Source organism: Desulfonatronum parangueonense, assembly GCF_054656975.1.
Genome location: NZ_BAAHXH010000003.1, coordinates 3033558 through 3054502 on the forward strand (window position 1 = coordinate 3033558; position 20945 = coordinate 3054502).

Genomic DNA, 20945 nt, shown 5'->3' on the forward strand with positions numbered 1-20945 from the left:
TACGTAAAGAATTTCGCTCCGTTCATGATACTCGCCGTAATACGAGAAAAAATTTCGTCCTTACCAATGTGCCATGTGATGCATCAGAGAATCAGCTTGCGCCAAATGGATACCCCGCTAATAATCCGAATTCTCCAGATGTTTCCACACTACATTACTGCTGTCAGTGGGCACAAGCAATAAAGGTGCCACTACTGCACAAGACGCACCTGATCCAGATAGACAATTCGATCATCAGTTAGGGACATGGTGAAGATCACCAGAGAGGAAAGTTGGCCGAGGTTTAAGGGGCGGTCTTTCGGGGCGGTGCGAATTTCTTCAATGGGAACACGCAGGTCGTTCCACCCGGGCTGGATAAAGAAAGATCGGTCAAAACGATCCCGCATCCCTTTTTGGTGACGTCTGTGCTCCAGGTCTCGGATGCTGACGAACATCTGCAGGGGGAGTGGGTCGGGGTTGAGGATGCTCAGCTCCAGAGCTGCATATCCTTGCCAGTCCCCGAAGCTATGGGTCAACGTCGTGCCTGGATAGGTCTCCCCGGAATCCAGGTGGACGCAAAGGGACGCTTGGCCTTGCCTGGAGATGTTGCGGACAATCTTCCCACTAGTCCAGCGCTTGGCCTGCAGTCGGTTCTCAAAATCACTGAGCATGGGGAACTGTCGCGAAGCCTGACGCATATCCCAAAGGGTCGCGACCGGCTCAGCAATCAGTGCCAGCCCCGCTCCGAACACCAGAACCTGCACCCCGCGGGCCAGCAGTCCGATCCGCACACCTTGAGCTGATGCGGCCAACGCCAATCCGATGCCAGCCCCGACCAAGTTCACCCCCATATCCTCCAGAGAGGCCTCCCGGCCTATGAAGAGTTGTACCAGTTCAATGCCTCCTCCAACAACGAACACCATCCCTAGCACTAACAGACCCCGCTGTAGGAAGGTCCGTCCGCAAAGTATGGACAGGCTTACCAGCCACCCGGTCAATCCGGCGAAAAAAAATACGTGACCTAAAACATAAAACTGTCTCACAGGGCTGGCTGGATTGTCAGTCAACTGTAGAAAGAAGAACGGTAGAATTGCCAACAAGATTATTGGCAGCCAGAGACGAGAACGAAAAAATGCGGTCGATACTTCCATGGGCTGGGCCATGCAAAATTGAGGGCATGCGATGAAAAGAGGATTCGCAATCATGAGCGAAAACTAGTGAGCATCAGGTGTTATTCTCAGCACGGTTTAAGCAATTGTGGACCACAAGAATACTATTTGTGGTCACCACGCTTCACTAAACTATATGGACGACAAGTCATACGGTGAAGTGGTGTTTTAACCAGCCAAGTCGATTGGGGAAAAGACCTTCTTTGTATACCTTTACCGTCCGTGGCCAACAACAATCAATGCGATAAAGCCATGAATTCTATTATGTTATCACTCCACATTGGTGTTAAGCGCCCATGGCATTATTCTTGAATTTACAGGCGCGGCATCACTGGTCCACCCTCTTGTCCTACAAAGCCAATCTTTCAACCCAGTAATAGGGTACATCATGCTCAAGATCCTCTTCGTCGCGGGTGCCCGTCCGAATTTCATGAAGATAGCGCCAATACTGCGCGAAGTCCGTCTGAATCACTCCCAGGCAATCCATCCGGTTTTGGTCCATACTGGGCAGCATTACGACGAGAACATGTCCGGATCTTTTTTTGCCGAACTGGGCATCGACCAGCCGGATTACAACTTGGAAGTCGGGTCCGGGAGCCACGCCGAACAGACCGCCGCGGTCATGGTCAAGTTTGAACTGGTCTGCCGGAAGGAGCAGCCGGACATGGTCTTGGTGGTTGGGGACGTCAATTCCACCATTGCCGCCGGACTGGTGGCCAAAAAAATGCATATTCGTCTAATCCACGTAGAGGCCGGCCTACGCTCCGGGGACCGCTCCATGCCCGAAGAAATCAACCGTCTGGCCACAGACGCCATCACTGACATTTTCTTCACCACCGAAAAACAGGGAACGCAAAACCTGCTCCAGGAAGGCAAACCCGCGGACAGTGTACATTTCGTCGGCCACGTGATGATCGACAACCTGTTCTACCAACTGCGGCGTCTGGAAGAGCGGCCCGTGGACAGCTTAGCCACACACCCATTCAAGTTGCGCCTTCCCAAACGGTACGCCTGTCTGACCTTGCACCGTCCCTCCAACGTGGATCAGGAAGCAGACCTGCGGCCGATTATGACCACCCTGCTGAACATCGCCCAAGACATACCGATAGTCTTTCCGTGCCACCCGCGCACCAAGACTAGGCTGGAGGCCTTTGGGCTGAAACAGAGGTTGGAAGTCCCTGATAGCTCCACAAGGCCGATCACTTCAGGCATCCAGCTCTTCCCCCCACTGGGATATGACGATTTTTTGCATCTTTGGAAGGACGCAACAATGGTTTTTACGGACAGTGGTGGATTGCAGGAAGAAACCACGGCCCTGAAAATTCCCTGCCTGACCCTGCGCACCAACACGGAGCGCCCCGTCACCATGGAGCAAGGCAGCAACATCCTGATAGGCCGGGATATGGATCTTCTCCACTACGTAGTGGAGAAGATCCTTGCTGGGAAAAGTAAGTCCTCGATGGTCCCAACTTTCTGGGATGGCCGAGCCAGTCAAAGGATAGCAAAAATCTTGGTCACTTCTCAGTAAATTCTGATGAAGACAACAGCCGTTCCAGTTGGCCTCGATTTGTGGCCTCGCATACCATATTCATTTGGATGCCAGATTATAAGGCATTTCTGTCCTTCTCCGAATTATATCCCCCACACCTCTTCACGCATGCCAGTGATGAGTCGAAAGTAACATCCTCTCGAACTGCACTCGCTCATGACGCGTGCCCATTTCAATCAAAACCCACACACCGCCTGTGCCTGATTCACCCTCATTTCAGCTAACCCCTCTCGGTAATCTTACGTCCATTTTTCCTGGATTATGACTGCATTCGGTATCCAAAGCCGCTGAGCAGAATTACTTTCACTGTCTGATCTTTTCGGACAGCTGTTGACCATCCATTTATAATGGTGGGGCTGCACACAGATTTTTCATCAAATCAACAAATTACAAGAAAAATGATTGCCTCATATTTACGGCACGCTTCTTGATAAACATGAGGGATGAATTTCTGCCACCTCTATATCACAACCCGACCAACAACGGAGGGTAATACCTTGTTGAAAATTAAATGCATATTTCTTCTTGCCTTTTTGATTATCGCTTCCGCATGTGGGGCTGGGACCAAAGAAGACTTGCACGCTGAAGGTTTGAGGCAGATGGAGCAAAGCAACCCTCAAGGCGCCATCGTGGCTTTTCGAAATGCACTGGAGAAGGATCAAAATTTCATTGATGCCAGATACCAGTTGGCGAAAGCCTACATGGAGATGGAGCGCTACGATCTTGCGGAGCAGGAATTGCGCAAGGTTCAGCTCCAGAACCCCAATTATCCGGGCCTCGGACTGGATATGGCCCGCATATTCTTGAACACGAACCGATTGGAGCAGGCTGGCTATGAGACGGGCAGATACATGGAAGCCCAATCGATGTCAGCGGAAGCGTTGATCATCCTTGGAGAGATCCAGGGCAGATTGGGAGACCTTGAGGATGCGCAGCGGAGCTTTCAAGAGGCCCTGCAAATGGAACCGGGCATGCCGGCAGCCCATCTCGGACTCGGAAAGACCTTTCTACTCCAGAACAAGCATGATCAAGCCGGACAAGAGTTGAATAAGGCTTTGGAAACCGACCCGGACAATCTCGAGGCTCTTGGCGCCATGGCCGAACTTCAGCGCCGACATGGTGAAACGGAGGCATTGCTGGTTACCTATGAGAAAATCATCAATCTGAACCCTCAAGATGCCGAAACTCTCTATGAAAAAGGTGTGCTCCACCTAAGAAAAGGAGAACTGGATGAAGTCCGTTCCATAGCTGAACGGCTGGAGAGGCGATTCTCCAATCGTTCTGAGGGCTATCGGCTGTCCGGCCTGCATCACTTTCAGGAGGGCAACTTCAGGGAGGCGGTCGTATCTCTTCAACAGGCCAACAGTATTCGTCCTTCCCTGAGCGGACACTATTTTCTTGGACTGAGCCTGCACCAACAGGGAGAATTGGAAAGCGCGTTGAGCCAGTTTCGGATCATTCTGGATCAAATTCCTGAGTTCACGCAAGCACGCCTGATGACTGGTCTCATTTTGATGCAACAACAACGCCTGGATCTGGCGGAGAGAGAGATCCAAAGAGTTCTTGGGCAGGAACCTCAAAATGCCATGGCCTACAACATGATGGGAAGCCTCCAGATGGCCATGGGCAATTATGATCAGGGCATGCAACTGTTACAGAAGGCCACGGAACTTGATCCGGGATTGGCGAATGCATTTTTGATGCAGGGCGTTTTTCATCTGGACAAAGGCAAAATCAGTGATGCCACGGCAAATCTGGACGCAGCCATTCGCGTCGCTCCGGAGCAATTGAATATCCGCATGCTCCAATTCGCCAATCTGATGCAGCAGGGGGAACTGGAGAAAGCCTATGCCACCCTTGAGGAGGGCCTTACCGGCAAGGTGGGCGACGCAGCGTTGTTGAACAACATGGCTGCTGTCCGACTTGCCCAGAATCGAACGGAAGAAGGCTTGGAACTCTTGGAAAAGTCGAAAATAACAGACCCGAGGTTCGCATCAGCCTATTTTAACCTGGCCTCATTTTATCAGACCCAGGGCAAGCTGGATGAAGCTTTGTCGGAATATCAGGCTATGCTTGCTCACCATCCGGATAATATTCGGGCCCTGCTTTCCGCGGCGGGCATATCCATGCAACTCGGACAGGAAGAACAGGCACAAGAGTATTTTGTCAAAGCTCAACAAACCGGTGATCCGCAGGCATATCTCAGCCATGCCGAATTTGCGGTCCGCAACGGTCAACCCGAACAGGCCAAACTTATCCTGGATGAAGGCATTGCCTCCATCAGCGACAACCTCTCGCTGATGGAAGTCAAGGCCAGAATTCTCATCGCCCAGGGACTCTTGGACGAGGCCATTGCCTTGCATCGGGAGATCAAGTCCCGCCAGCGGGAAGGCGGCATCCGGCTCCTCGCCCAATCCCTCCTGCTCAAGGGCGATGTGCAGGGAGCTTTGGCCGAAGCGCGGGAACTGATCAAAATTCATCCTGATAAAGCAGAAGGATACCTGTTGCTGGCCGGGATCCATGAGGCCACGGCAAATCCGGACCAAGCCGAGGAATCGATCCAGGCTGCCATTCAAATTGAGCCGCGCAATCCGCAAACGCATTTCCGTCTCGGCAGTTTGAAAGCGCGAGAAGGGTCATTTGAAGAGGCCATGCGAGCATTTTCGAGGTCGTTAGAGCTCAATCCTCACTTCATTCCAGCGCTCTTTAGCTCCGGCAGTCTCCTTGAGAACCAGGGAGAAATTGACCAGGCCAAGGAGAAGTATCGACTTGTTCTGCAGATCGACCCCAACCACGTTCCTGCCCTGAACAACGTAGCCTACCTTTCCCTCAAGGGACACGGAAACCCGGAAGAGGCTCTGCTGCTCGCAACACAGGCATTTCGACTGGAGCAGCACAACCCCGGCGTCATGGATACCCTTGGTTTGGCCCTGCTTCAAAACAACAAGCCTGAGGAAGGGCGCCGCATCCTTGAAAGAGCCGTACAATTGCTGCCGAATCATCCCACGATACGCTACCACCTGGCCTTGGCCTACAGCATGACCGGTGAACGGGAGAAGGCATTGAACGAACTGAACGTGGCCTTGATGAACGAGGAATTTCCGGAACTTCAGGAAGCCAGGGCGCTGAATCAAAAGCTGACCGGCACGAACTAGGTACTGTGTTCCTCGAATGGAGGCGGCAATGACTAGATTTCTCATCACGTTGAAGACCGGAGACATAGCTCTGGCGTTTATTGCCTTGTATACGGCATTGATGATTCGCTTTGGCAAAGAACTTCAAGTCGCGCTTGTCACTCTCGAACAGGCAGGAGCCATTGTATTGACGATTCTCTTCTCCTCCATTGTTGTGGAGATGTATAACCAGCGCCAGAACGTTACGGCAAGGGATTTGGCCATGAGAATTATTCTTGGCCTGATCTTGTCCTTTTTTCTGCTTTCGGCTTTGTATTATGTTTATCCCGCGACCATGTACGGCAGAGGAGTGCTCTTTCCAACGTTGTTGATTTTTGGGCTGTTTCAGTTCGCATGGCACCTGCTGTTCAAGCGTATGGACGCCGTTCCTGGGTTGGCCAAAAAAGTGTTGATCCTGGGCGCGGGGCCTTTGGCCAAAGAGATCGGCAATCTCGTGAACGCCAACGGGCGGCAATTCATCCTGGCCGGCTACTATGACCCTGAATGCGAGCCCATCGAGGTGCCGCGCAAGGAAATCGTGGAAAATGGCGCTGGGCTGTTTCATACCGTGCAGCAGCTCAGACCGGACCATGTTGTCGTTTCCCTGCCGCAGCGTCGCGGGACCTTTCCCCTCCAGGACATGCTCAGCTGCAAGATCAGCGGCGTGGACATCGTTGACGCGCCTTCCTTCTATGAACAGGTAACCGGTAAACTTTTGTTGGAAAATATCACTCCAAGCTGGTTCATATTTTCCAATGGATTTCGGATCAACAGCCTGACACGGCTCACAAAACGCATATTGGATGTGATAAGCGCCGGGCTGGGCCTCTTGCTGACATTGCCCCTGTTTCCCGTAATCGCTTTGTTGATCAAGCTTGACTCTCAGGGGCCGGTTTTCTTCCGTCAGACACGGATCGGCCAGGGTGATGAGGAATTCACGTTGATAAAATTTCGGACCATGCGCCAGGATGCGGAAAATGCCACCGGTGCGGTTTGGGCTCAACAAGATGATCCGAGAATCACCCGCCTGGGGCATGTTCTGAGAAAAACGCGCGTGGACGAGATTCCGCAATTGATCAACGTGATCCTGGGAGACATGAGTCTGGTCGGACCACGACCGGAACGGCCGGAATTCGTTACCGAATTAAGGAAAGTCATCCCCTATTATTCTGAACGCCACTTCGTGAAACCCGGTGTTACGGGGTGGGCCCAAGTCAGTTACCCCTATGGCTCATCGGTCGAGGATGCCGTAGAAAAACTGCGCTACGACCTGTACTACATTAAAAACTTGTCTTTGCTTTTTGATATTCGGGTCATACTCAGAACCATAAATGTGGTCCTGTTTCGAGACGGAAGCCGGTGATGCGTTTTCACGACACCGCAGCATGATGATTGATAAAAATGGCTTGGCGATTGCCATTGTGACCCAGACTATAATGAGCAGAATTTTTCAACCTTTCCAAAAACACGAGGTTATCATGAAAAAAGGTATTCTGTTGGTGATCTTTTGCCTACTTCTTCCATTGTCAGCGACTGCCCAAGATTACATCATCGGCGAAGGAGACGGTTTGGCTATTTCCGTGTGGGATGAGCCAAATTTAAGTGTAACGGCTACAGTGAGGCCGGATGGAAAAATAACGATTCCTGGTCTTGGTGATGTAACGGCCAGTGGCTTAACGCCGAGTCAGTTACAGAAATCTTTGGAAGAAAAGATGAAAAGTCTGGTTCACAATCCCATTGTTACCGTATCGGTGGCCCAGATCACCAACAGCAGGGTATTTTTTTTCGGAGGCGGTCTTGAACTTGGCACTCAGGACCTGACGCGACAGACGTCGCTGTTACAAATGCTGAGCACGGTGAACAACCTGCAGACGGCCGATCTTCGGGCAGCATACGTCATGCGGGATGGGCAGAAGATCAAGCAGGACTTTCACGCACTGATCATCGAGGGAGACGTCCGGGAAGATATCCAGCTTCGCAACAATGACGTAATTTTTGTTCCACCATTGCGGGAGCCGAACGTGTATGTTCTTGGAGCCGTGGAAAATCCTACATTCATTGAATATCGTGAAGGACTGACAGTTCTTGAAGCGGTGCTCTTGGCTGGCGGTTTCTCGGCGTATGCCCGCGAGAACAGCACCATGATCGTTCGTAAACAAGGTGATGAAGAAATAAACATCCCAGTTCGTGCCAGGGATTTGCTCCGGGGCGATATGTCTCAAAATATCGAACTTCTTCCCGGTGACTACATAATTATCCGCGAGGGCTTCTTCTAGCAGAAGCGTATCAGTAGCCTAACGATCATCAGTATCTTTTGCTATGTTGTCACATCATATCGCGAATAGCCACTTTTTATGGAGTACTCATGTCTGCTCAAAATGATCTGGATATCAAGAAATATCTCTTGATAGCCTACAATAGACGTTTTTTGATAATTTTTATAACGATTTTTTTTACTTTCATTGCAATAGCATACAGTCTCTCCTTGAGAAACATGTACAGCGCGAGCAGTACTGTCTTCATTGAGGAGAATGTCATGGCGAGCCTGATGAAAGGGGTTGCCGTCACGCCTTCCATGGATGCCAAAATCCGGGTGCTGACCACGGCAATGCAAAGCCGAACCATGCTGCTGCAGGTTCTCCGAGAAATGAACTTGGATTTGCATGCCAGTAGCGACGCCGAGCTTGAAGCGCTGATCAACGAGGTTCGAAGGAATATGAATATTCGCCTGCGTGCTAGAGACCTGTTCATCATCTCGTTCACGCATGAAGATCCTCGTGAGGCACGTGATTTCGTGAATACGCTCGTTCGTCGGTATATCGAAGAAAACATTTCTGCCGGTCGTGACGATACCTATGCCGCCTTCGGCTTTCTGGCCGAGCAGATCGAAATTCACCGGGCACGTTTGGAAGAGGCGGATGCAGCCGTCCTGAATCTGCGAGTCCGCAAGGGAGATTTGCTGAACAGGGATCCCGGCCAGTTGCTCGAGCAGATTGCCATGGCCGAAGATCGGCTGCAGGAGTTGTCGATCCGCCGTCATGAACTCCTTGCCAGGGCTGCCGCAGAAGGCATTCCCATGAACGGTCACCAGGGACGTCTCAACGCCCTCCAGGGAAGACTTGCTGAGCTGCAGTTGCGATACGGTCCATCCTATCCGGAAGTCATCAGGGTCAAGGCCGAAATGCAGATGCTGGAACAAGGGCTAGATGCGGAAGGTTCCACCAACTTCGGCCCCCAAACCAGGAACTCAAGGGGATCAAGCGTCTTTGACGTCCAGGTGCAGGAACTCCGGGCCCAGGAACAACGTCTGCTGCGAATGATCAACTACTATAACGAACTTCTTGAGAACATTCCTCTGGCCCAGGCTGAGTTTGCCGAAGTACAGCACAAGCGTGCGGAACAGCAAAAGGTCCTTGAACAGTTATTGGGGAGGTTCGGACAGGCCGAAATATCGCGGCAGATGGAACTTCAGGACAAAACAACCACGTTTCGAATTGTTGATCCGGCTGTTCTGCCAATGCACCCGTCGAGTCCGAACCGCTTGATAATCATGCTCATGGGCATGTTCGGAGGGTTGGGAGCCAGCGTGGGAGTGAGCCTTGGACTGAATTACCTTGATCGATCCGTGCGCCATGTGGACACCCTGAAGGACTTGGGGCTGCCGGTGCTCGCCGTGGTTCCCGAGATGCGCAATCCCGCTAGTGTTCGGAGGATGCGTTTTAGGAATCTGCTGTTGTACCTGCTGGCTGGCGCCTTTATGATGTTGATTTTTGGAGTTATGCTACTGGAATTCATGGGAGTTACCATCCTCTACGACCACGTGCAGAACATTGTCCAACTTCCGGAAATGGAGCGGGCCTTAGAATATGCAAAAGGAATTTATTGGAGGATATTCAATTAAGCGGACTATTGAATCCCAGCACAATATTGTGAATCGGGGACGGCACCACGTTACACTAAACACCTAATCGCATTGGAAAATAATTATGAGCAGAATTGAAGAAGCCTTGGAGAAAGCCGCTAAATTGCGCCTGGATGTAACGCAAAATCAGGAAAAACATGTCTCCGCTGCCCGGTTGAAGCCAGATCCTCCGCAAGCATCCGCAGAATTCTTCACTCCCCCTGAAGGTTCGCTCACGATCACCAATCCAACCCTGGTCACAGCAACGAATCCGCAGTCGCCCATGGCTGAAGAGTATCGCAAACTCAAGGAAATGGTGATCAAACTGACGCGCAACGATCTGACCAAAAACACATTGATGGTCACAAGCTCCATGGTCGGTGAGGGGAAAACGACGACCGCACTCAATTTGGCCATAAGTCTGGCCCAGGAGTATGACCATACCGTTTTGCTCATCGACGCTGATCTGCGCAGACCTTCCATAATGCAATATCTGGGGCTGGGCTCCAGACCAGGTCTGACCGATTTTCTTTTGGACAAGGCCCAGATTTCAGATGTGCTGGTCAAGACAGGAATTGGCAAACTGGCTGTTCTGCCTGCCGGACAAAAAGCTCCCAACCCTGGGGAACTTTTTTCATCCCGCAAGATGCGCGAGCTGATCCGTGAGATGAAGCATCGCTACGCCGAGCGCTACATCATCATCGACACTCCGCCCGTGCTCCCTTTCGCTGAAACACGAAGCTTGAGCGGAATCGTGGATGGCGTCATCATGGTCGTCAAGTCCGGCCTGTCCACTCTGGAAAATATCCGCGACGCCCAATATGCCATGGGCGGAGCGCATATACTGGGTTTAGTCTACAATCACGCCAGGCAGGAATCCCTAAGTAGCAGTTATTCATATTATTATAAAAAGGACTATGTCGAATACGCTCAAGTGCAGACGAAATGATCCACCCCAAAAAGCAGGCAAGCGCCCTGGAAGTGCATCCGGCTTGAATTGAAAGCCACCATAACATCTCGCCCGGAAATTTTCACGGAGCGAATTGGTTCCGAAAATCAATTAATGTAAGTATTAGCATGTTATTTCCGAGTGGCTGTCTTCTGCAGTTGTTTACTCATCAACTCACTCTGTACGTCCCCAAAAAACATGGAGCATTCGTGTACGAATCTTTCTTCGGCCTGCTTAACAAACCTTTTGAACTATTGCCCAACCCGGATTTTCTCTACCAAAGCAAATCGCACAGACGGGCCATGACGTATTTGGACTACGGCATAAAGGCCCGTGCAGGATTCATCCTTATTACCGGTGAGATCGGATCCGGAAAGACGACCATTATTCGTGACTTAATTAAAAAAAAGCTGGACCGGGTTATCCTTTCCAAGGTGTTTAATACCAAAGTCTCCTCTGAACAGCTTATTTCCATGATCAACGACGATTTCGGCCTATCTGTTGACGGAAAAGACAAGATAGCTCTTCTACGGGAATTAAACGAGTTTCTCATTGAGCAGTTTGCAAGAGATATGCAGCCGGTGTTGATTGTCGATGAAGCACAAAATCTTTCTTCCGAACTCCTGGAGGAGGTGCGCATGCTCTCCAACCTTGAGACCGACCAAGCCAAGTTGCTGCAGATTATCCTCGTAGGACAGCCCGAATTGAAAAAAATTCTGGCTTCCCCGGAGATGCGTCAGCTCAGACAGCGGATCAACATCAATTGCCATATCCAGCCTCTCTCACTGGAAGAAACAGAGCAATACATCCTGCATCGTCTTGAAATCGCCGGCGACCGCAATGCCGCGACATTTTCTCCCGAGGCACTCTCCCTGATCCATTCCCAAAGTCGCGGCGTTCCCAGGCTGATCAATATCATCTGTGACTTTCTGATGCTTTCCATGTTTTCTGCGGATACCCGCGATGTTGACCCGGTCATGGCTGAAGAGGTTTTTCGGGAACTCGATTTTGAACAGCAATTTTGGGAAAACGGTTCGCCTTCTCTACAATCTGCTGAAAAAGAGCCCCTTTCATTGGATGTGTTGCCGGATCTGCAGCGATCCAAGATAAAGCTGACATCCCTTTTGCGGGACATAACCCAACGCATTGACATTATTGAAAAAAGTATTGTCAACGCCGATGAATCCAAGATTCTGGACCACCAGGATCGCCTTTCCGTCCTGGAAGACTCATATGAAACAATAGCCCGCGAACTTGCCGAACTGCAGACAAAATTCAATCCGGTCATCCTGGATTTGGAGGATACCGTGATCAAACCGGTTTCCAATTTCACTCAACAGGATCTGGTAGAACTGAACCTGGAAGAACCTCAGGCACGTAAACGCAAAGGCTTTTTCAGGAGGCTGTTCAGTGGGTGAAACCTCAACGAAAACCACACAGAATTGCCTTACATTCTATTCATCTCACCCAAGCAATCGAACTGGATACCCCCCCTTCGCGGATACGACTGACACACAGGACACGGCATTGAAAACAAGTCATTCCCACTTAGGCAGGAATCCAGTCATGCTTGCCACAAGTTTTTGGAAGGTCATCTTTCCTGCTCGAGAGAAGTAGTTATGGCCTTACAGACAAAAAGTATTTCGGTGCTCAAGTCACTCGTGATGAACACAGAACATAGGAGGCTGCCCCATGCCCTTTTGCGCTTGCAAGCGTGATCTCTTTCTCTATTTGCTGGTCCTCATCACGCTCTGTTTCATCCAGACCTTGAGACCTTCCGTTCTTACGGCCCAGGGGTTTTCCATTGATCCGTCAATTTCGATCAGTCAGGAGTATTCTGACAATATCAACCAGGAGCAAGAAAAGCTGTCGGATTTCACGACCCGCATCATGCCTCAGCTTGTGTTGCGCCATGATGCCCGTCATTGGGATTTCAGCCTTCAGTATGCCTTCGAATACCTTTATTACGCACGGGAAAATAAAAGGCGTTCCGGAGGCTTTACCCAGGACGATACCAGGCACACTCTCAGTGCACGCGGCTTGGCCAATCTTGTTCCCAATCTGTTCTACCTGGACGTTCGCAACGACTACAGGCGGGTCGACCTGAATCTGGTGCGCTCGTCTGAGGTTCTTGTTGAACCGGAGGCGCCCGTGGAACAGGAGCCGGTTCCGGTGGTCTTTCCAGGAGACGAAATTCTGGTTCCCCAGTACGAAGAAGTAACCAGCAGGGAACGCGAGACATCTGACCGCAATGAATTTGCCATCTCCCCCTTCATTGAACTGCGGCCGTCACCACGCTCATCGCTGCGTACCGGCTACAGATACAGAAATATCTGGTACAAGGAGGATGATGTCCGGGATGTGGACATCCACGAGATATTTCTGAGAGGTGGTTACGATTTAACCGCAAGAATCACTCTCGATGCAGGATATACCGGCACCTGGAGACGCAACGAAGACGACGGAAGGGAGGTCGTTATCACCGCCGACCGCACATTTGTGAGCGCCAATGAGGTGATCAACGGCATGACCATCCACGAAGCGGGCGCTGAGGAGGTTTTTCTCGAGGAACTACGGCAGGAGCGTTCCCGGCAGGGACGGGAAGACCGCCACACGATCTATGGCGGGGCAAGCTATGCCTATGGACCTGGATCAAGAATCCATGGTGATTACGGAACAACCTGGCGCCGGTATCAGGATCAAAACACCACGACCAACCCCTACTGGAACATTGGCATTCGGCATGCCTTTCCCACCATGATCGCGACCCTTACGTCAGGCGTTGCATATTTGGAAGATCCCTTGCGCGACACATCACGACGCCAGATAAACCATACCGCATCTCTTGCTCGTCCCTATCCCCGCGGGAATATGCGGCTTTTTGCGTCAAGCATCGACTACAAGGATCCCGACGACACCCGCTACAGTGTTGGATTCGCCCTCCAGCACAAATTGACCCGACTGCTGACTGGCACAGTCGGCGTGACCTACAACCGCCGCAAGGAAGAACGTATTATTATCGTGGATTCCGTCCGAGAGAGTATTGAGAACAAGGTCGATGAATGGCGGCTTGGTTTGGGTTTGATCCGCCCACTCGGCCGGAATTTTACCGCAAGCCTGAACTATTTCTATATCGACTCTTCAAGCAATATTCCCTTGTCCGATGACAATTTCCGAGAAAACAGGGTGATCCTGATGCTCAGCAAGTCGTTCTGAGCCCCAATGATCCGGCACCGATTTTCCAACAATTCATGCATCAAGGATTGTCCATGACCTTTACGGAAGCTCTATATAAATTTCGGTTCTATTTGCTGCTGCTCATACCCATTCTGGCAGTAATGTATTTTGATATCATATCGCTTATGGTCTTCCAATGGGCCAATGATGAAAATTACTCACATGGTTTTTTGGTGCCATTGATTTCAGGATTTTTTATCTATCAACGGTGGGATCAACTTCGAACTGCACCTGTTGATCCGTCAAATGTTGGGTTGTTTGTCGTTTTTCTTGGACTATGCCAACTAGTCCTGGGCTGGCTGGGTACGGAACTGTTCAATATGCGCCTGTCGCTGGTGGTGATTCTTTGCGGCATGACGATTTACCTGTTCGGTATACGGGTTTTCAAGATCATGGCGTTGCCGTTGCTTTTTCTGGTTCTGATGATTCCCATCCCCTACATCGTCTATGATGCCGCGGCGTTCCCTCTGAAGCTTTTCGTAACGAATATCTCTGTAGCCACACTGAAAATGCTGGGTGTGGTCGTCTGGAACGAGGGCAACATCATCATGTTCACCAACACCGTGTTGGAAGTCGCGGACGCCTGCAGCGGGTTGCGATCCATAATGTCACTCCTGGCCCTGGCAGTAGCCTTTGCTTTCTTGACCCAGAAGAGCAACACCAAACGAGCGATTATCATTGCTTCGGCCATTCCCATTGCCGTGGCGACCAATGCCATGCGCGTCATCGTCACCGGATTCCTGGCACAATACTGGGGGGCTCAGGTAGCCCAAGGTTTTTTCCACGACTTTGCAGGCTTCGCCGTCTTTGCCGTGGCCATGATCCTCCTGCTGGCACTGGGAGGTATTCTGAGCATTGGACATCGGGACCGCCAGCGCTGAGTGGATTGCAACAGTTCAGCAAATTGATGCTGTTGCTGCGCTCGGAATTGGAATCGGATACGGTATTGGTATCGAAATCGGAAGCAGAGCCACTGGAGCATGCCACAATTGTTCCGACCCCAATTGCCTGAGAAAGAGCGTGTCGTGAGTAGTTACCTTGAACAATGACAATATGAGAGGAAATTACATGTTGAACTCAAAACGTTTTATCCTGCTTTACGCTCTGCTGTTGCTGACCATGCTCTACCTGCATGTCCATGCTGATACGGCTCCCCCTGTCAACAAGCCGTTCTACCAGTTTCCTCAATCCCATGCGGATTGGAAAATGGTCAGTAATTATGATTTCAGCGATACTGTCATGGAAATTCTGAAACCCACGGATATTCTCAATCGAACATATATCCGGGACGGTGAAAGACCGGTTGATCTGCATATCGGTTTTTATGACGGAGGCAAGGGAACAGGCGTCATCCACTCCCCCAAGCATTGTCTGCCGGGTGGAGGGTGGCAAATGATTTCCAGTGAAAGGCTCACCATGACTATTGGCACTGAAAAGGTGAACATGGTCCAGGCTGTGTATCAGTTTGGGGAGACCAGGGAAGTATTTCTGTATTGGTTTCAGACTCGAGACAAGAGCCTGAACAGCGAATATGCCCTGAAACTGGGCGAAGTAACCGGGGCTCTGTTGCACGGCCGCCGGGACACCGCTTTTATCCGCATCTCCACCCGTTACGACGGCGATCTCGAGCAAGGTCTGAGGCGTACTCAGGATTTTGCCAGAGACTTTTATCCAGTCATCCGTGAATTTCTGCCATCGTAAAATATTCGCAACTCCTCACAGCAATAGCGCCGTCCTTCGCCGGTATGACCAACATGGAAACGGCTTGCTCCGATCCGTCATTCCGGCGAAAGCCGGAATCCAGTGCTGGGGACTGGTCATGCACCGTATGTGCTGAATAGTTACCGAAATTCAACATTTGATGTCACAGCGCTGGAATAACCAAAAAGCACATGCGCTTTTTTGACTCCATATCGTCCCCATCATCTTTGATGTCGGCGATACGCACTCACTGAGCCTGTCACTGAACACAGATGCTGCAGACCATCCTCTCCATCTCGGCGATCATGGCGGCGATCGGCCTGCCGCTTTACCTTCTGGCGCGACGCAGGTTGTCGCCGGACCTCATATTGCTTTTTATCGCCCTGACCTGCACCGCATGCCTTGAACTGTTCGACCTGCTTGCCTTGCGCAATCCTGAAGAGATGCCGTTCTGGCGGCGCCCGGCCATGTTCGCCGAGGCCCTGCTGCCCATGTCCTGGCTTGGATTCAGCCTGATCTTCGCCCGAAAGGTGAACCTGAACAACATCTCAGCTTTTCAGATCCTCGCCCTGGTGTTCACCATGGCTTTTCCGACCACAGCCATACTGAATTCATATGAAACATTCTATTTCTCGCCGGATTTCGCGGAGGAACGCATCCTCTTCCTCACTGGCCCGGCATTTCTCTTCTATGTCGGAATACTCGTCATCCTTGTTCTGCCGCTGATCAATCTTGAGACCACCTTGATCGGTTCCGCCCGGGAAGATCGATGGAAAGTGAAACTGGCACTGACAGGCGCCGGCGTGATCCTGGTCGGGCTGCTCTTTTACTATAGCCAGGGGCTGTTGTACCGGACCATCAACATGCAACTGGTTCCGGTGCGATCCTTAGCCTTGCTTCTGGGAACAGGCCTGATCGGCTATTCGATGATCCAACGCAGTAGTGATGTGCACATCAACCTTTCCCGACAGATGGCCCTCAAATCCGTGGTGCTCCTGACGGTGGGACTCTACCTCCTGGGGCTGGGACTTCTTGGCGAAGGGATGAAATATTTCGGGCAGGATTTCCCCAAGGTGCTTCTGGCCATCATCTCGCTGCTTTCCGGCGTCATGCTCCTGGTGATTTTGATGTCCGCCAGCTTCAAGCGCAAGATCCAGGTGTTTCTCGTAAAGCATTTTTATGAAAACAAATACGACTACCGAGAGGAATGGCAGAAGTTCACCACCCATTTGTCCCGGGCCAAAACGAGGGAAGAGTTATTAACGGCCGTGCTTGGAGAGTATTGCGACACGTTCGGCATGGGATGTGCCGCGTTGTATCTGCGGGATTACGAGTCGAACGCCTTCAGGCGCCAATTCGTTCTGGCCATGGACCGTGGGAACGAATTCATAGCCCATGACGATCCACTGCTTTCGCCGATGCGGAATTCAACATGGGTCAGGAATTTATCCGCGGAATCCTGGGAAACACATGCGCCGAGTCTGGCACGGGACATCAGGGAACACGGGATCATTCTGCTCGCTCCTTTTATCCTGGCCGATCAACTGGAAGGGTTTATCGCCATGGGTAATCCGCTGGACAAAAACGAGTCCTACGGTTTTGAGGATTATGACCTGATCAAGGCCATGTCCCGCCAAGTTGCTTTGGCCTTGCTGAATTTCCGCCTGGCTGATCAGCTTGCCCAGGCTCGAGAAATGGAAGCCGTGGGCAAGGTCTCGACATTCGTGGCTCATGATCTGAAAAATCTTGTCTACACCCTTTCTTTGATGTTGGATAATGCCAAGGACTATATGGCTGATCCGGAATTCCAAAGCGACATGCTTCAATCCCTTGGCAACACGATCAATCGAATGAAAATGCTCATCACTCGCCTGAAGACCTTGCCCGGAACCATCAGCCTGCGCCTCCAGATGGTCGATATCAAGAAAGTGGCCGAAGAGACCGCGGCCATGGTCAATACGGCCCCCATATCCATCACCGGCCACTCATTGATGGTGGAGGCAGATCCGGAGGAACTGCACAAGGTCATGCTCAACCTGCTTCTCAATGCCTTGGATGCCACGGAAAAAAAAGGTCCCGTACATGTTGACATCATCCGCCAGGGGGAGGAGGCTGGAATTCGTGTCCAGGATAAAGGATGCGGCATTTCGACGGAGTTTTTGCGTGACGGCCTGTTCACACCCTTCAAAACCACCAAACCCGGCGGACTGGGTATTGGACTGTATCAGTGCAAGCAGATCATCACGGCCCATGGTGGAAGAGTCGAAGTGCAAAGCACCCAAGGGCAAGGCTCTACCTTCACGGTCTGGCTTCCCTTGCACCAGCAAGAATGACATTGATCCATCCGCCTGTCTGAAACCTCACATCACAAAACCTTAAACCTTCTCTCAAGCATCAATGCGTCTCCCCCACATCACGCTCCTGCTTTTGTCGGCGGGGTTGCCGCTCTTTTTCATCAGCTCAGTTCATGACGCGTCCAGTCCCCTGTCGCAGGTGAACAGCCTGGTCCACTTCACTTTCTTTGCCCTGCTGGCCTGGTCTCTGTCGCGTTTGCGGATATTGAGCACTTATTCCTTTGCGCAGTTGGCAGGACTGATTCTGGCCGTTGCAACGATTCTGGGCGGCGGAATCGAGTTGATCCAGCCGTATTTCAACCGCACTGCCTCATGGCGGGATCTGGGCGTCAATCTTCTCGGAGCGTGTTTCGCCCTGCTGTTCCTGGCGCCCCAACGATACCGCCTGGGCCGATACCTGCTCAGAGCCGCCCAGGTCGCGGTACTGGCGATTTGCCTGATCCAGTTCTACAAGCCGATGACGAATCTTTGGGACATGAAGCTGGCGGCCCGGCAATTTCCCATGCTCAGTGATTTTGAAACCCCCTTCGAAGCGAGGCGCTGGTCCAGAGGGGTGATCGATTCCGGTTTCGCTGGACATGGCGCTTCGTCACTGCGCGTGCGGCTGGGCACCCAATATTATTCCGGCACCACCATGATCAGGAGTTTCGGTGACTGGCAGGGCTATGCTGCTTTGGCCATGAGGATTCACAATCCGGGCCCGGGACCGTTGCGGATGACCATTTCCATCCGGGACAAGGAACATCTCCGCCGTGGGGGAGGATATCACGACCGCTATAACCGTGAATTCCGCTTGGCCAAGGGATGGAACGACCTGTCCATTCCCCTTGAGAACATTGAAAACGCCCCGGCCGGAAGGCGCTTGGATTTGTCGCAGGTGACTTCGCTGGCCGTTTTTGCCATTCAAATGAAGGAACCACGAGTCATTCATCTGGACCATGTTCGGCTGATTCCATAACGCGTAATTTGCAGCCATGACCGAACTGCGTTTGGCGTCAATGCATACATTAGCCACGGCACCGTTCTTGCTCATCCTCATGGATGCGGAACTACCTGACTATTGACGTGGAAGACTATTTCCAGGTCAACGCCTTTAGTCGAATCATTAAACGCGAAGAATGGGACCACCTGACCCGGCGGGTTTCGATCAATACCTGCCGCGTTCTGGAAATCCTGGACAGATACCAGGTGAAGGCCACGTTTTTCATTCTTGGCTGGATAGCGGAAAAAGAGCCGGATCTGGTCCGGCGCATTGCCGCACACGGCCACGTCATCGGTTGCCACAGCTACTGGCATCGCAACGTCTTCGATCTGACCCCGGAAGAATTTCGTACGGATACGCAGCGGAGCAAGACGCTCCTGGAGCAGTTCAGCGGGGTATCCGTCACTGCCTACCGCGCTCCCAGCTATTCCATAACCCGCAAGTCTCTTTGGGCCCTGGACATCCTGCACGCTTCCGGTTTTACCACTGATTCAAGCATCTTTCCCATCCATCACGATACTTACGGCATCCCCGACGCACCACGTTTCCAGTACAATCTGCCCCAGGGTATGGTCGAGTTTCCCGTTTCAACGGTCATGATCATGGGGAAGAACATCCCCGTCTCCGGCGGCGGCTATTTTCGGCTCTTTCCCTACTGGTTCAGCAAGTGGGCCTTGAAACGAATCAATAATATCGAGGGACGGCCCTTCGTCTTCTATCTCCATCCCTGGGAGATCGATCCGGAGCAGCCCCGATTCAACAAGGCTTGCGCTGTGTCCAGGTTTCGGCACTACAACAATCTGGACAAGACGCTAACCCGTTTTTGCCGGCTGCTCAGGGACTTCTCCTTTGAACCGCTGCCCTCCGGATATGGACAGGATTCATGAAGTCATGACGCAGCGATCCGCAGTGCCAAGTCAGATCCTGACGGAGTCCGGGTATCCTGCCTGGGACGAATACGTACTCCATCACGAACATGGGAGCCCATACCTGACAACAGCCTGGAAAAAGGCGGTGCAGAATGGCTATGGCCATGAAACCCTCTACCTAGCGGCGTTTTCTGGTTCTAATGTTGTCGGCTCTTTGCCCCTGGTACTGTTCAAGCCTCCATTGACCAGAGCACGATTGGTCTCCTTGCCGTTTTGCGATTTCGGAGGCCTGTTGGCGGATGATCCGACGGTGGCGGACGTTCTGTTAAGCAATGCACAGAAACTGGCAACGGATCTCCACGCGGATCTGGAGATCCGCTGCCCGGCTCCGACAGGGGCCATCCTGTCCCATGGCGGATTCATCCAGGTTACGGACAAGTGCCGAATGCTGCTGGAACTGCCGGGTACGGCGGAGGAACTCTGGACGGGGTTCAAGTCCAAATTGCGCAGCCAGATCAATCGGGCCGGGAAGAACGGGCTGACGTGTCGCCTGGGCGGCAGTGAACTCCTGAACGACTTTTATCACGTATTTACTAAAAACATGCGCGACCTGGGTTCCCCTGTCCACGGCAAGTCTTGGCTGGAAGCGGTTGTTGATGCCTTTGGCAGGCAGGCTGTGGTGGGGGTGGTCTATTCAGCAAATATTCCAGCTGCCGCCGGAATTGTTCTCTGCCATGGTCGAACCGTATCCATCCCCTGGGCTTCGGCCCTGCGGGAATTCAATCGGCTCAGCCCGAACATGCTGTTATACTGGACCTTTTTGCGGTTTGCCGCGGACAGCGGTTTTGCGTCCTTCGATTTCGGCAGGTCCACCCCCGAAGAGGGAACATATGCCTTCAAGAAACAGTGGGGCGCGGCGCCGGTTCCCTTGTCATGGTACAGGTTGGCGACGACGAGTTCACGGGCAGAGCAGGGTTCGAACGGAGCACTCCGGCGCACGTTGGAGTCCGTCTGGCAATGTCTTCCGTTGCCCGCGGCGAATGTTCTGGGTCCATGCCTGCGCAAATATATCGATCGCTGAT

At 52.0% G+C, this 20945-nt stretch carries 15 protein-coding genes; 14 read left to right on the top strand and 1 reads right to left on the bottom strand.

Annotated features, from left to right (window positions below; translation table 11 throughout):
• Positions 1–191 precede the first annotated feature (191 nt).
• Positions 192–902 (bottom strand): VanZ family protein, encoded by a 711-nt coding sequence (locus tag ACYQ15_RS13815; protein WP_459938090.1) that lies wholly within the window; start codon positions 900–902, stop codon positions 192–194.
• A gap of 634 nt (positions 903–1536) precedes the next feature.
• On the opposite strand from ACYQ15_RS13815, the gene wecB reads away from it, so the two are divergent.
• The 14 genes from wecB (at position 1537) to ACYQ15_RS13885 (ending at position 20944) form a co-directional block, all read left to right on the top strand.
• Positions 1537–2676, top strand: coding sequence for a non-hydrolyzing UDP-N-acetylglucosamine 2-epimerase (gene wecB / locus ACYQ15_RS13820; RefSeq protein ID WP_459938091.1), 1140 nt, complete (start codon positions 1537–1539; stop codon positions 2674–2676).
• A 464-nt stretch (positions 2677–3140) separates the two neighbouring features.
• Entirely contained in the window at positions 3141–5852 is a 2712-nt protein-coding gene (prsT, locus tag ACYQ15_RS13825) for an XrtA/PEP-CTERM system TPR-repeat protein PrsT (protein WP_459938092.1), read from the top strand.
• 28 nt (positions 5853–5880) lie between these two features.
• Positions 5881–7233, top strand: a complete 1353-nt coding sequence (locus tag ACYQ15_RS13830) for a TIGR03013 family XrtA/PEP-CTERM system glycosyltransferase (RefSeq protein WP_459938093.1) — start codon at positions 5881–5883, stop codon at positions 7231–7233.
• A 22-nt stretch (positions 7234–7255) separates the two neighbouring features.
• A complete protein-coding gene (locus tag ACYQ15_RS13835) occupies positions 7256–8146 on the top strand; it encodes an XrtA/PEP-CTERM system exopolysaccharide export protein (RefSeq protein WP_459938094.1) in 891 nt (296 codons plus the stop codon).
• 89 nt (positions 8147–8235) lie between these two features.
• A complete protein-coding gene (locus ACYQ15_RS13840; protein ID WP_459938095.1) occupies positions 8236–9771 on the top strand; it encodes an XrtA system polysaccharide chain length determinant in 1536 nt (511 codons plus the stop codon).
• An 85-nt stretch (positions 9772–9856) separates the two neighbouring features.
• A complete protein-coding gene (locus ACYQ15_RS13845; protein WP_459938096.1) occupies positions 9857–10720 on the top strand; it encodes an XrtA-associated tyrosine autokinase in 864 nt (287 codons plus the stop codon).
• A gap of 209 nt (positions 10721–10929) precedes the next feature.
• Positions 10930–12138 (top strand): XrtA/PEP-CTERM system-associated ATPase, encoded by a 1209-nt coding sequence (locus ACYQ15_RS13850; RefSeq protein WP_459938097.1) that lies wholly within the window; start codon positions 10930–10932, stop codon positions 12136–12138.
• Between the two features lie 274 nt (positions 12139–12412).
• Positions 12413–13936 (top strand): porin family protein, encoded by a 1524-nt coding sequence (locus ACYQ15_RS13855; protein WP_459938098.1) that lies wholly within the window; start codon positions 12413–12415, stop codon positions 13934–13936.
• A 53-nt stretch (positions 13937–13989) separates the two neighbouring features.
• Positions 13990–14838 carry an exosortase A gene (xrtA, locus tag ACYQ15_RS13860; protein ID WP_459938099.1) on the top strand — a complete coding sequence of 283 codons (849 nt, stop codon included), beginning with the start codon at positions 13990–13992 and terminating at the stop codon, positions 14836–14838.
• Positions 14839–15025: 187 nt separating this feature from the next.
• Entirely contained in the window at positions 15026–15658 is a 633-nt protein-coding gene (locus ACYQ15_RS13865) for an exosortase C-terminal domain/associated protein EpsI (RefSeq protein ID WP_459938100.1), read from the top strand.
• 272 nt (positions 15659–15930) lie between these two features.
• Entirely contained in the window at positions 15931–17991 is a 2061-nt protein-coding gene (gene prsK, locus ACYQ15_RS13870; RefSeq protein WP_459938101.1) for an XrtA/PEP-CTERM system histidine kinase PrsK, read from the top strand.
• A gap of 64 nt (positions 17992–18055) precedes the next feature.
• On the top strand, positions 18056–18970 hold the full coding sequence (locus ACYQ15_RS13875) for a VanZ family protein (RefSeq protein WP_459938102.1): 915 nt from the start codon (positions 18056–18058) through the stop codon (positions 18968–18970).
• An 83-nt stretch (positions 18971–19053) separates the two neighbouring features.
• Positions 19054–19881, top strand: a complete 828-nt coding sequence (locus tag ACYQ15_RS13880) for an XrtA system polysaccharide deacetylase (RefSeq protein ID WP_459938103.1) — start codon at positions 19054–19056, stop codon at positions 19879–19881.
• A 4-nt stretch (positions 19882–19885) separates the two neighbouring features.
• Positions 19886–20944 carry a FemAB family XrtA/PEP-CTERM system-associated protein gene (locus ACYQ15_RS13885; RefSeq protein ID WP_459938104.1) on the top strand — a complete coding sequence of 353 codons (1059 nt, stop codon included), beginning with the start codon at positions 19886–19888 and terminating at the stop codon, positions 20942–20944.
• The last annotated feature ends 1 nt before the right edge of the window (position 20945 follow it).